Consider the following 12,914-nt stretch of genomic DNA (forward strand, 5'->3'; position numbering starts at 1 on the left):
CGGCCTGCTCTTTGCTTTCTGTCGGTATCGATGGAATCGCTTCGTGGATACGATGCGACAGGGAAGAGCGCACCCCTCAAAGTCACCTCACACGGGAGGCGGGTCATGCAATCGGTGAGTCGTGCCGGGCTGATGACCGCGGGTCTCGGTCTGGGCGCGGTCGGCGGTTTCGTCGGCAGCCTGCTCAGGGAACGGAGCGCTCTGACAGCCGCCCGTGACGCGGCGGGCGAAGGAAGTGAGGAACTGCCTTCATGGGGCGTCGGCTCGTACCGCTCACACTGGACAACCTTCCGGACCTTCCCAAGCGTTGCCGGTCGTGTGTCTTCTGGGAGCTGGATCCGGTCAGCGGCCAAGCCGCGGTAAAGGCAGGCACTCCGGAGCTGGAGAAGGAGGCCTGGATTTCGGCTGTCCTCCTGGAATGGGGCTCCTGCGGCCGGGTCGTCTACGTGGACGATGTCCCGGTCGGCTTCGTGCTCTACGCGCCGCCGGCGTATGTCCCCCGCGCCACTGCCTTTCCCACGAGCCCGGTCTCCCCCGATGCCGTGCAGCTGATGACGGCGTGGATCATGCCCGGCTATCAGAGTCAGGGGCTCGGCCGGGTGATGGTGCAGACCGTAGCCAAGGATCTGCTGCGGAGGGGGTTCAAGGCGATCGAGGCGTTCGGCGATGCGCAGTGGAAGGAACCGGCCTGCATGCTCCCCGCGGACCATCTGCTGGCCGTTGGCTTCAAGACCGTGCGGCCTCACCCCTCCTATCCGCGCCTCCGCCTTGAGCTGCGTACGACGCTCTCGTGGAAGGAGGACGTCGAGCTCGCCCTGGACCGGCTCCTCGGAGCGGTGCAGAAGGAACCGGCGCTCCGCCCCCTGTGAGTCTCGATGCATCCGTTGCGGCGGTCACGCAAACGGGCCAACCCGGTTGGGTTGGCCCGTTCGTGTTTCACGTGAAACATCGCCGCTCCGCCGTGGAGCCGCATCGCCGATCAGTTGGCGATGAAGTCCTCGAGGTCGCGCACGATGGCGGCCTTCGGCTTGGCGCCGACGATGGTCTTGGCGACCTCGCCGCCCTGGTAGACGTTCAGGGTCGGGATCGACATGACGCCGTACTTCGCGGCGATGGCCGGGTTCTCGTCGATGTTGAGCTTGACGACCTCGATCTTGTCGCCGTACTCGGCGGCGATCGCCTCGAGGGACGGCGCGATCTGGCGGCACGGTCCGCACCAGGCGGCCCAGAAGTCCACCAGTACGGGCTTGTCGCTCTTGAGGACGTCCTCGTCGAAGGAAGCGTCGGTCACGTTCTTGAGGTTGCCGGCCACGGCAGGCTCCTTAGCTACTTTGGTGATGCGGTGGGGCGGGTGTGAGTTCTCAGACGGTGGCGGCCGCGGCGGACTCGCTGTCGGTGAGAGAGGCGAGGAAGCGCTCGGCGTCCAGGGCGGCGGAGCAGCCGGTGCCGGCCGCGGTGATCGCCTGGCGGTAGGTGTGGTCTACGACGTCACCGGCACCGAAGACACCGGTCAGGTTCGTCCGGGTCGAGGGAGCCTCGACCTTCAGGTAGCCCTCGTCGTCCAGCTCGAGCTGGCCCTTGAAGAGCTCGGTGCGCGGGTCGTGGCCGATCGCGATGAACAGGCCGGTGACCGGGAGCTCGGAGGTCTCACCCGTCTTGACGTTGCGCAGCGTCAGGTGCGAGAGCTTCTGGTCGCCGTGGACTTCGGCGATCTCGCTGTCCCAGGCGAACTTGATCTTCGGGTCGGCGAAGGCGCGATCCTGCATGGCCTTGGAGGCACGCAGGGTGTCGCGGCGGTGCACGATCGTCACGGACTTGGCGAACCGGGACAGGAAGGTCGCCTCCTCCATCGCCGTGTCACCGCCGCCGATCACGGCGATGTCCTGGCCCTTGAAGAAGAAGCCGTCGCACGTCGCGCACCAGGAAACGCCACGACCGGAGAGCGCGTCCTCGTTCGGCAGACCGAGCTTGCGGTGCTGAGAGCCGGTCGTGACGATGACGGCCTTCGCACGGTGCACGGTGCCCGCCGTGTCGGTGACGGTCTTGATCTCGCCCGTCAGGTCGACGGAGATGACGTCGTCCGGGACCAGCTCGGCGCCGAAGCGCTCGGCCTGGGCGCGCATGTTGTCCATGAGCTCGGGGCCCATGATGCCGTCCTGGAAGCCGGGGAAGTTCTCCACCTCGGTGGTGTTCATCAGGGCACCGCCCGCGGTGACAGCGCCCTCGAACACCAGCGGCTTCAGCGACGCGCGCGCGGTGTACAGGGCCGCCGTGTAGCCGGCGGGCCCGGAGCCGATGATGATCACGTTACGGACGTCGCTCACGGCTTGATTCCTCGTCTCTGCGGGACTGCTGCGTACTGCCGGGGGAGTCCGTCTCCGGACTCTCACCCCACCCAACGGATCCTACGGGGCGCGCATTCCCACCGTGTCCGGGAGCACACGGGAAGTGTGTCCCGACGTGGAGTCAGTGCCGTGCGTAGGAGTGGGTCAGCAGCAGTTTGCCGGGAGCCGAGGACGGCTGCTTCACACAGGTCGCGTCGATGACGTAGGCCGAGACCTGGGCAGGATCCGACTCGTGGGGCAGCACGACGAGGTAGGCGGTGGTGCCCTTGTAGTCTCCCCGCTCGATGGCGAGGGCAGGGGTCTCACGGCCGGTTCCCCGCTGTATGCAGTCCGGCACCACGACGGTCTTCCCTCGCATCGGGGAGTTCGTCCGGGGGGTCTTCGGCTCCGACTGCTGGATGTCGAGGGACGGCTTGGATGTCGACGAGTCGGAGGGTGCGGAGGATTTCTCCGTCAGAAGCTTCTGCACCTGGCTCTCGAGCTTGTTCTCGGAGAAGGAAAGTGCGGAGCTCGACTGACGGGGCGTGCCGCTCTCGGGAGCGCCGGTAGGTGTGCCGCCCCCGTTCTGCAGGAAAAGGACTCCCAGGCCGATCGCGGCCGCGGTGAAGACCGCTCCGAGGGCGGCGCCCCGACGGCGCCGGGTGCGCATCCGGCCGCCGCGTCCCGGACCTGTCGCGGCACGGGGATGACCGGAAGGGCGGTCCGCGGGGGCGGTCGGCGAGTCGGCCGGCGTTGTTTCACGTGAAACGGGCGACGCGGTCTGTGTCTGTGCCTCGGCTTCGTCGTCGTACTCGGCTTCGGCAGGCGCCTTCGTGTCGAGCAGTGCCTCCGCGGCGAGCGCGGCGTCGATGCGGCCCGCGATATCGGCAGGCATGTGGGCCGGGCCGGGGAGTGTGCCCAGCGTGCCGCGGATCTCCTCCAGGGAGGCGTGGACATCGGCGCACAGCTCGCAGCCGTTCAGGTGCTCCTGTACCTCCTCCGTGCGGGAAGGGGAGAGCAGGCCCTCGGTGAGGTCGGAGATCTCGTCGATCTCGGGGTGCTCGGCCGTGTCGGTCGTGGATGTCACGCTCGCCCACCTCCGCCCTTCACAGCAGCTGAATCACTTGGTCCTGCCCCGTTCCGGGGCCCTGCTGCCGGTGGGACGGATGTCCCCTGCGTCCGGTTCCTTCCGGGCGCTTCCGGGGGTGGGTTCTTGCCACTCGCGTTCTCGCCGTTGTCGGTCCGCAGATGGGTGACCAACGGCAGGAGTCTGGCTCTGCCGCGCGCGCAGCGGCTCTTGACCGTGCCGGTGGGAACGCCGAGAACGCGGGCCGCCTCGGCCACCGGGTAGCCCTGCATGTCGACCAGGACGAGCGCGGCCCGCTGGTCGACGGGAAGGGTGCCCAGCGCTTCGAAGAGTTCACGGTGCAGGTCGTTGCGTTCGGCGGGGGCGGCCGCGGACTCGTGGGGTTCGAGGAGCTGTTCCAGGCGCTCCGTGTCCTCGACCGGAGAAGTCTTCCGCGACGCGGCCTTGCGGGCCCGGTCGAGGCAGGCGTTCACGGTGATGCGGTGCAGCCACGTCGTGACGGCGGACTGCCCGCGGAACGTGTGTGCAGCCCGGTAGGCGGAGACCAGGGCGTCCTGGACGGCGTCGGCGGCTTCCTCCCGGTCTCCCAGGGTGCGCAGCGCGACGGCCCAAAGGCGGTCGCGATGGCGGCGCACGAGCTCGCCGAAGGCGTCCTTGTCGCCCGTGACGTGGCGGGTGAGGAGGTCCTGATCGCTTGCTTCGCCGTAGGCGGCGTCGTCCACTTTCGAACCCCCTCCCCCAGGTGAGCCCTCAGCCGGTGAACTTCACGTCGGTGAGAGCCTGCTTGTAACCCGCTCCGTAGTAACCGTCGGATCCGGACTTCGGCAGGGCCGTCATCCACAGGAGCACGTACCGCGTTTTCACCGGCTTGTCGGCCTCGATCTTCGCGGTGGTACTCGTCGTGGTGTCCGTACCGATGCTCTTCATGGAGTCGATCGAAGTCGTGGGCGACAGCGAATCGGCCGCGTACAGGGAGACCGTGGTGTGGTCGCCGCCGTACTGAAGAGCTATCGACGCGGCCGATACGTCCTTGGCCGAGCCGAGGTCGTAGACGATACCGACGCCGGGCTTGTAGGGCGCCAGCTTGGGGCCGTCGTTGTAGGTCTTGGTACGCCAGAACGTCTTGCTGTCGCCGTCGTAGGTCTTCGCCACGTCACCCGGTGCCTGTGGCTCGCCCTTGGCGACGTACTCCCTGGCATCCTCGATGGCCATCGGCTTCGTCGGCTTGTGCTCGTCGCCCTTGTCGTCGCCGTCGGTGTTGTGCGACGTGTTGGCGTCGCCCGACGTGCCGCGGTCCATCAGGGCTTCCGCGAGCTGCCAGCTGCCGAGGCCGAGGGCCACGATGAGCAACGCCGACACGGCCCACTTGAGCGCCTTGCCCGTCCGGCTCTGCAGCGGCGGCGGGGGCACCGCCGGCATGGGCTGGGCCACCCCGGGACGCGGAGCCTGACGGCCGTACGTGCCCTGCTGGTAGGTCGTCCGCTGGTACTCCGCGGGCGCCGTGAACACGGGCTCCGGGGGACGGATGCGGGGCATCTCGCCGACGGCCTTCACCAGGTCCTCGGTCGTGGTGCACGGAGGATCCTGCCGCGACGCCGTCGCTCCCTCGTTGACGAGGGCACGCATGGCCAGCTCGGACAGCCCGCGATGCACGCCGGCCCGCACCTGGTCGGGTGCGATCAGGCCGATGTCCTTGGGCAGCCCGGACAGGCCGTACGCGTCGTCCTCGTAGGGCCAGCGCTGCGTCAGGGCGGCGTACAGGAGGGCACCGATCGCCTCGGTGTCCGTGCGCTGTGGTGTCTCCGACGTGATGCCGCGCAGGGCGGCGTTGACGGCGAGGCCGCGGATGCGCCACTGACCGGTCGAGGTGCGCAGCACCGCGCTCGGGGTGAGCCGCAGATGTGCGAGGCCCTCGCGGTGAGCGGCGGCCATCGCCTGGGAGATCTGGTTCACGAGCTGGTAGGCCTCGTGCACCTCGAGGGGGCCCGAGGCGAGCAGCGCGGTCAACTCCGTGGCATCGGGCAGCCATTCGTGCACCACGTACACGAGGTCGTTCTCCTCGACCGCGTCCAGGACCTGGACGAAGCGAGGGTCGCCGAGCAGCGCCGACGAGCGTGCCGCCGCGAGGACGGACCGTGCCCGCGGGTGGTCCGCGGGGAGCAGGTGCACCCCGACAGCCCGGCGGAGCTTCTCGTCCACCGCGCGCCAGCTGCTGAATCCGTCCAGCCGGGTGACGCACTCCTCCAGGCGATAGCGTCTCGCGAGTTTGTGACCGCTGTGCAGCTCGGGGGGAGTGGACGAGCCGGGGCTCGTCGAAACGTCGGTGTCCTCCGCGTCCTCGTTCGCTGCCGTGTCCCGCTCCCGGGTCTGGGCCACCCCGTCGGCCGTGGTCTGCTCCGCCTTCGCGGTCAGTGGCTCGTCACCACTGTTGTCTGCCACGTCGACGGCAGCCGTACTCCGTTCCGCCACCGTCGTTCCTGCCTCCCCATCCGTTGCGCGCCCTGCGACGCCAAAGCCAATTGTGCCCACAGTCCGGCGATAAGCACGACACGCGATAGCCCGCGATGGTTGTGCGGCCGGCCCGGCCACTAGCGGCCGAGGCGCCCGCGGACCATTCCGACCATCGAGTTGAGCTCTTCGATCCGCATGCGCCGGGCGGCGACATAGAAGACACCCAGCAGTACGGCCCCGCCCACGACCAGCGCTGCGATCGAACCCGCCGCGCCGCCGCCGAGCGCCCTCATGATCAGGAAACCTACCGCGCCACCGGCGACGGCCCCCGGAATCGAGGCCATGCAGAGGCGGGCGTACGTACGGATGACCTGTGCGCCGTCCAGGTCGCCGCCGAGACGCTTACGCAGGCGCTGCCAGGCGACGCCCACACCGATGGCGTACGCGAGACCGTACGAGGCGGCCATGCCGACCACGGCCCACTGGGCGGGCAGCAGAAGGTAGGCGATCCCCGACGCGGCCGCGTTGACGGCGGCCACGATGACCGTGTTGTAGAAGGGCGTCCGGGTGTCCTCGTACGCGTAGAAGCCGCGCAGCACGACGTACTGCACGGAGTACGGGATCAGGCCGAGGCCGAACGCCATGAGGATGTAGCCCATGGAGCGGGCGCCGTCGGCGCCGCTGGATCCGAAGAGCAGGGTGCACATCGGCACGCCGAGGGCGACGAACATGAAGGCGACCGGGACGATCGCGACCGCGGAGGTGCGCAGTCCTTGCGAGATGTCGTCACGGACCGCTCCGGGGTCGCCGTCGTGGGCCGCGCGCGAGATCCGCGGCAGCATCGCCGCCATGACGGAGACGGTGATGATCGCCTGCGGCATGCCCCAGATCAGCTGGGCGTTGGAGTAACCCATGATGCCCGCGCCGGACTTGCCGGACGCTTTCCCGGCGGCGGTGGCGAGCTGGGTGACGACGAGGACGCCCGCCTGGTTGGCGAGGACGAACAGGACGGTCCATTTGGCGAGCTTGACGGCCTTGCCGAGGCCGTGGCCCTTCCAGTCGAACCGCAGCCGGAACCGGAAGCCGGTCTCGCGCAGGTACGGGATCATCGCCAGCGCCTGCACCGTCAGACCGAGCAGGGTGCCGATGCCGAGCAGCCGGACACCGTCCGCGGGGATCGTGTCGACGTGCAGCTGAGAGTTTGCCGCGGTGCCGTAGACGTAGATGAACATGCCGAACGTGAAGATCATGACGATGTTGTTCAGGACCGGAGTCCACATCATCGCGCCGAACTTCCCGCGGGCGTTCAGGATCTGGCCCATGACCACGTGCACGCCCATGAAGAAGATCGTGGGCAGGCAGTAGCGGGCGAAGGTGACGGCGACGTTGTTCGCGTTCGGATCGTTGGCGATCGGCGTCGACATCAGCCGGATCAGGATTGGCGCCGCGAAAACGGCCACGGCGACGATCACGCCGAGCGCGACCATGACGAGGGTCAGCAGGCGGTTGGCGTAGGCCTCCCCGCCGTCCTCGTCCTCCTTCATGGACCGCACGAGCTGCGGCACGAACACCGAGTTGAGGCCGCCGCCGACGGTCAGGATGTAGATCATCGTCGGAAGGGTGTACGCCACGGTCCACGCGTCACCGAGCGTCGCGGCGCCGAGGGCGGCCGTGATGACCATGGTGCGTACGAAACCGGTGAGGCGTGAGACCAGGGTGCCCGCCGCCATGACGGCACTCGACTTCAGGAGGCCCGACGCGCGGCCCGCCTTGGCCGGGGCAGGGACAGGTGCGGGCGTGCTGTCCTGGACGGGAGGCTGAGCCGGTCCGGCGGTGGGCACCGGAACGCCGGAAGCTTCGGCCGGCGGACGGCCGCCACCGTTGCTCTGCTGGTCACGGAAGAGATGCGCGAAGGCGTCTGGCTCGTGCTGTGCCTCGCTCGCCTGCGTCATCAGATCGTCGACGCCCAGGAACTGTGTGGTCCTGGCGTCATCGCCGTAGGGAAGGAGCCTCGACGGGCCCTCCGGCTCGGGAGCAGGCGTCTGGGCCCACACGCGGGGGTCCGGGGGGTACTGGGCTGCGGGAGGCGGGTTGTAGAGCGGCTGAGGGGCCTCATAGGTGCCCGGAGGCGGCGGAGGGTGCGCGGCGCGGTCGTAGAGCGCCTCCGTCACCGGATCCTGGGCCGTGAGGTCCTGGGCCTGGTACGGATCCTGGTCGTAGGCGTCCTGGAGGTACGCGTCCTGCGGATACGCGTCCGGGGCTGGGTGGGGCGGCGGGACCTGGCCGGGCGCTCCCTCGTGACCGGGGGGCGGACCCCCGGCCGAGGCCGAGCCGCCCGGGCCCTGGCCACGGTCACCGTCGTACGGCGCGTTCATGGTTACCCCACCTCATCGTCCCCGGGCCCACGGCCACGACATCGCTCAACGGTCCACTCTCTCACCCGTGCCGGACGGGTCCGTGCTTTCCGGAGCGGTGTCCGGTGTCGGGTCACTCGGCTGCTCGGGGTCGCCTTCCCCGGGCTCGGAGCCCGACTCCCCGTTCTGACCGTCGTCAGGTCCCTCCTCGGCACGTTGCGCGGCGGCGCGCTTGCGCTGGGTGTACATGCGGAACCCGGCGAGGACGAGGAGCAGAACGCCGCCGGCCATGACGAGCATCACGGTCGGAGTGATCTCGGTGACGTTCACGTCGAACCGGACCTCGGGGCCGTAGGGCTGACCGTCCTCCGTGTACAGCTGGGCGAAGACCGGGACCCTGCCGTTGGCGTTCGAGGTGGTGGTGAACTTCACCGACTGGCTGTGCCCGCCGGCGACTTTCACCCCGCGCTCCGCGTACGGTCCGTCGCCGATCTTGAGGCGGGCGCCGTTCGTCGACGTGAGGCGCAGGTGAAGGTGCTCGACGCCCTGCACCAGGTTGTTCTGGACCGTCACCGGGATCGTCGCGCTGCGTCCGGAGAGCTTCGCCTCGGACTTCTCGATGAGCCTGACCTGCTTGGTGAGCGCCGAGAGGTAGTCGGCGACACCATCGCGGTACGCCTGCGCCTCGGCGGGGCGGCCCCTCCAGGACGTGGACATCTGCCGGTCCATGGCCCGCCCGAACGGCGTCACCACGCGGGACGGGTCGGAGAGGATCACCTGGAAGTTGGTGAGCTTGGTCTGGGTGTCCTGGATCGCCTGGAAAGCCGACTGGGGCAGCTCCTGCTTGCGCAGGTACGAGGGGTAGAACCGGGAGGAGGGGACTCGGGTGGTCGCCTCGGGGTCGGGCTTCGCCTTCGTGGCCGCGGCCAGGTCCTCGGACTCCGACCAGTTGCTGTCCTGGTCGGTCTTGATCGCCTGGGCCATGGACTGCGCCTGGCTCGCGGACGGCATGCGCTGCGGCGCGACCACGATGTTGCGCTCGTTGTCGGGCTCCTGAAGGTTGATCGTCAGGCTCTGCGCGAGGAACTGCTGCACGGCGAGCGTCGAGTTCTCGGCCTTCGTCATGTCGCCCTGGAAGGCTTCGGACAGCCGCGCGTCGGTCACCACGGCCGTCGTGCCGCTGCCGATGGGGCGGGCTGCCGACGGTGTGTACGGCAGGTTGTTCCGCTCCTGGAGGCTGTCACTGCGGGCAATCACCTTGTCGGCGCCGGCGGACGTCGCGACATTGACGATGCTGGGGTCGATCGCGCCGTCGGCGGGCCAGGCGTAGCTCGTGTCCGGCTTGACGTGCAGGACCGTCTCCACGGTCGTGGAGGCCGCATCGGTGGCGTCCTTGAGGTGTCCGAGGGAACCGGTCACCTTCGTGCCGTTGTGGGCCAGCGACGCGAGATCCGGGTCGGCGAAGGGGAGGGCGACGACCTTCTGGTCGGCGACGGCGTTCTTCAGGTCGTTCAGCCACTGCTTGGCGACCGTCTGATTCTTGCCGTTGATCTCGGTGCCGTCCGGCTCCTTGATCTTGTACGGCCTCGTCATGGCGTCGACGGAGGCGAGGAGGTCGGGGTCGACCACCCAGGTCACGTCGAGGGCGGTACCGAGGGACAGCATCTGCTGGAGACGGCCGCCCGGAGCGATCTCCTTGGCGAGGCTGTCGTCATGGAAGATCCGCGTCTGCTGCTCGTCGGATCCCGTCTCCGCCGTGAGGTGGGTCTGGGAGATGAGCGGCCACAGGTACGTCGTCTTCGTCTTCGTCCCCGCGGCCTCGGGCTGCCATGGGAGGAAGGTCCGCTGGATGCCGAGCGTCTGCTGGTAGGCCTGAGTCACGGTCTGGCCGGTCAGGGCGACACCGAGCTGGTAGACGCCGTCGGCGCCGAGGCCCATCTCCTTGACGGGGACGGAGAGGCTGAAGTCCTGCGTCGCGCCGGGGGCCAGCTTGGAGATCTTCTTGGCGTACTTGCCGCCGATCTCCCTGCCGTCCGGCACTCCCCCCGCCGCGTGCCGGGAGACGTCGTCGATCGAGGCGCGCCCACCGAGGGCAGAACCGAGGCGGAGCGCCACGTGGGCGTTCGTGACGGCCTGCTTGCTGTTGTTCGTGAGTGTGCCGGTGACGGTGACCGTGTCGCCGTCGGACGGTGCACTCGGAGTGAGCGAGTTCACGGCCACATCGACGGTGCTCGTGCCGATCGCGTCGGCCGCAGGTGCTTGCGGGGAGGCGTATCCGGGGGAGCCGCCGAACAGGGTCAGGGCGGCCAGCAGAGGCGCTCCGGAGAGCAACGCCCCCGCACGCCGCCACCTTCGACGGGCAGGTGAGGGAGTCATCCCTTGGAAGTCTGCCGCCTCGGCCACGCGCTCGCCCGTCCCTCGTCGTCGTCAGTGGTCGTCGGATAGTCCACGCATGGTAACGAGGTGCGCTGTGGCGAAGTGCCGCGGACTGCTCCACATGATCGGAAGACAGGGTAGGGGGCATCCGGCAGGGCTCGCGCACACCCACCGAAAACGAGGCGGAACCCTGGGCTCGGGCCACGTACCCTTTTCTGTTGTGCCGAACGCCAATGAAGACAATCCCAGTGCCCTGAGCCAGGTGCAGCGCCGCGCGGTGAGCGAGCTGCTGCGGGTGGCCCCTGTCGCCGACGACCTCGCCCGTCGATTCCAGGAGGCCGGGTTCTCTCTCGCCCTGGTCGGTGGCTCGGTCAGGGATGCGCTCCTCGGCAGGCTCGGCAACGATCTGGATTTCACCACGGACGCGCGTCCCGAAGATGTGCTCAAGATCGTCAGGCCTTGGGCGGATGCCGTGTGGGAGGTCGGGATCGCCTTCGGGACCGTCGGCTGCCAGAAGGACGGCTACCAGGTCGAGGTCACCACGTACCGCTGCGAGGCGTACGACAGGAGCTCGCGCAAGCCGGAGGTCTCGTACGGCGACTCCATCGAGGAAGACCTCGTGCGTCGCGACTTCACGGTGAACGCGATGGCCGTGGCCCTGCCGGAGAAGGAGTTCATCGACCCGCACGGCGGGCTCGACGACCTTGCCGAGCGCGTGCTGCGTACGCCCGGAACCCCTGAGGAGTCCTTCTCCGACGATCCGCTGCGGATGATGCGGGCCGCACGGTTCGCCGCGCAGCTGGACTTCGAGGTGGCCCCCGAGGTCGTCAAGGCCATGAAGGACATGGCCGACCGCATCGACATCGTCTCCGCGGAGCGGGTGCGGGACGAGCTGAACAAGCTGATCCTCTCCGCACACCCCCGCGAGGGCCTCACCCTCCTTGTGGACACGGGCCTCGCCGGTCATGTCCTGCCCGAGCTGCCCGAACTGCGCCTTGAGCGGGACGAGCACCACCGGCACAAGGACGTCTATGACCACACGCTGATCGTCCTCGAGCAGGCGATGGCGTTGGAGTCGGACGGCCCGGATCTCGTGCTCCGTCTCTCGGCCCTGCTGCACGACATCGGCAAGCCGAAGACGCGGCGTTTCGAGGACGACGGCCGGGTCTCCTTCCACCACCACGAAGTGGTGGGCGCCAAGATGACGAAGAAGCGCATGACGGCGCTGAAGTACTCGAACGAACTCGTGAAGGACGTCGCGCGACTGGTCGAGCTGCACCTGCGCTTCCACGGATACGGCACCGGCGAGTGGACCGACTCCGCGGTCCGCCGCTACGTCCGTGACGCGGGTCCGCTGCTGGACCGCCTGCACAAGCTGACCCGCTCCGACTGCACGACGCGTAACAAGCGGAAGGCCAATGCGCTGGGGCATGCGTACGACGGCCTGGAAGAGCGCATCGCGCGACTCAAGGAGCAGGAGGAGCTGGACTCGATCCGTCCCGACCTCGACGGCAATCAGATCCAGGAGATCCTGGGCATCAAGCCGGGGCCGGCGATCGGGCAGGCGTACAAGTTCCTGCTGGAACTGCGGCTCGAGAACGGGCCGATGGAGCATGACGCGGCTGTGACGGCGCTCAAGGAATGGTGGGCGGCGCAGCAGAACGCCGAGTGAGTGACCCGGGTCGATGTTTCACGTGAAACATCGACCCGGGGCGGACATGCCGAAGGGCGCTGTTTCACGTGAAACAGCGCCCTTCGGCATGGTGATGCGAGTGCTTGCTCCTACTTGGTTTCCTTCAGGCAGAGCACCACGTCGTGGCTGCCACCGCTCTGGTAGTAGGAGACCTCGGTGCCCTTGACCGAGTTGCACTTGTCGACGTCGCTGGTGCCGTCGAACTTCTCGATGACCTTGTACTCGGAGTCGCTCGAGGAGCAGTCGACGTCCTTCAGGTCCGGAGCGGACGTCGTGCCGTTGTTGTGCAGGCAGCTGCCGACGGCAGTCGTCTCGGCGTCGCTCTGGCCGAGGTACCACTTCACTCCGTAGAGCGCGATGGCGACCACGATCAGCGCAACGATGCGCAGGGCCTTCTTCTTACCGCTGCCCGACGGGCGCCCGGGCGGGATGGGCGTACCCGGGGCGTGCGGCGGGTAAGGCTGCTGAGGAACCCCGGGCTGGCCGGCGGCCGGAGCGTACGGACCGCCCTGCGGCGGGCCAGCGGGCTGCTGGCCCTGGGCGAACGGATTCTGGCCCTGCGGCGGCGGAGTGGTCACTTTGGGGGTCCCCCTCGAACTTAGGCGCGATGGCGCGGATAAGACGCCCGT

Annotated in this window: 10 protein-coding genes; 2 read left to right on the forward strand and 8 right to left on the reverse strand. The window is 68.6% G+C overall.

The genetic code is table 11. The features are described 5' to 3' along the window. The first annotated feature begins 251 nt into the window (after nucleotides 1–251). On the forward strand, nucleotides 252–869 hold the full coding sequence (locus OG758_RS25500) for a GNAT family N-acetyltransferase (RefSeq protein WP_326712097.1): 618 nt from the start codon (nucleotides 252–254) through the stop codon (nucleotides 867–869). A 110-nt stretch (nucleotides 870–979) separates the two neighbouring features. Here the strand turns inward: OG758_RS25500 and trxA are convergent, their stop codons facing one another. The 7 genes from trxA to OG758_RS25535 all read right to left on the reverse strand — a co-directional run bounded on the left by trxA (nucleotide 980) and on the right by OG758_RS25535 (nucleotide 10,619). Beyond that, nucleotides 980–1,312 (reverse strand): thioredoxin, encoded by a 333-nt coding sequence (gene trxA, locus OG758_RS25505; protein WP_100597220.1) that lies wholly within the window; start codon nucleotides 1,310–1,312, stop codon nucleotides 980–982. A 49-nt stretch (nucleotides 1,313–1,361) separates the two neighbouring features. Continuing rightward, nucleotides 1,362–2,324, reverse strand: a complete 963-nt coding sequence (gene trxB / locus OG758_RS25510) for a thioredoxin-disulfide reductase (RefSeq protein WP_326712098.1) — start codon at nucleotides 2,322–2,324, stop codon at nucleotides 1,362–1,364. 142 nt (nucleotides 2,325–2,466) lie between these two features. Further along, nucleotides 2,467–3,411, reverse strand: coding sequence for an anti-sigma factor family protein (locus tag OG758_RS25515; protein WP_326712099.1), 945 nt, complete (start codon nucleotides 3,409–3,411; stop codon nucleotides 2,467–2,469). After that, nucleotides 3,408–4,133 (reverse strand): RNA polymerase sigma factor SigM, encoded by a 726-nt coding sequence (gene sigM / locus OG758_RS25520; protein ID WP_326712100.1) that lies wholly within the window; start codon nucleotides 4,131–4,133, stop codon nucleotides 3,408–3,410. Before sigM ends, OG758_RS25515 begins: the two co-directional genes overlap by 4 nt. A gap of 28 nt (nucleotides 4,134–4,161) precedes the next feature. Next, nucleotides 4,162–5,880 (reverse strand): protein kinase family protein, encoded by a 1,719-nt coding sequence (locus OG758_RS25525; protein ID WP_326712101.1) that lies wholly within the window; start codon nucleotides 5,878–5,880, stop codon nucleotides 4,162–4,164. A gap of 119 nt (nucleotides 5,881–5,999) precedes the next feature. Next, on the reverse strand, nucleotides 6,000–8,237 hold the full coding sequence (gene murJ / locus OG758_RS25530) for a murein biosynthesis integral membrane protein MurJ (protein ID WP_326712102.1): 2,238 nt from the start codon (nucleotides 8,235–8,237) through the stop codon (nucleotides 6,000–6,002). A gap of 45 nt (nucleotides 8,238–8,282) precedes the next feature. After that, nucleotides 8,283–10,619, reverse strand: a complete 2,337-nt coding sequence (locus OG758_RS25535; protein ID WP_326712103.1) for a DUF6049 family protein — start codon at nucleotides 10,617–10,619, stop codon at nucleotides 8,283–8,285. A 193-nt stretch (nucleotides 10,620–10,812) separates the two neighbouring features. Here OG758_RS25535 and OG758_RS25540 point away from each other — a divergent pair, with 193 nt between their 5' ends. Continuing rightward, nucleotides 10,813–12,264 (forward strand): CCA tRNA nucleotidyltransferase, encoded by a 1,452-nt coding sequence (locus tag OG758_RS25540; RefSeq protein ID WP_326712104.1) that lies wholly within the window; start codon nucleotides 10,813–10,815, stop codon nucleotides 12,262–12,264. 110 nt (nucleotides 12,265–12,374) lie between these two features. Here the strand turns inward: OG758_RS25540 and OG758_RS25545 are convergent, their stop codons facing one another. After that, complete coding sequence (locus OG758_RS25545) at nucleotides 12,375–12,863, reverse strand: LppU/SCO3897 family protein (protein ID WP_326712105.1); 489 nt, start codon at nucleotides 12,861–12,863, stop codon at nucleotides 12,375–12,377. Between the last annotated feature and the right edge of the window lie 51 nt (nucleotides 12,864–12,914).

The sequence above is a fragment of the Streptomyces sp. NBC_01474 genome (assembly GCF_035918215.1).
GTDB lineage: Bacteria > Actinomycetota > Actinomycetes > Streptomycetales > Streptomycetaceae > Streptomyces > Streptomyces aureus.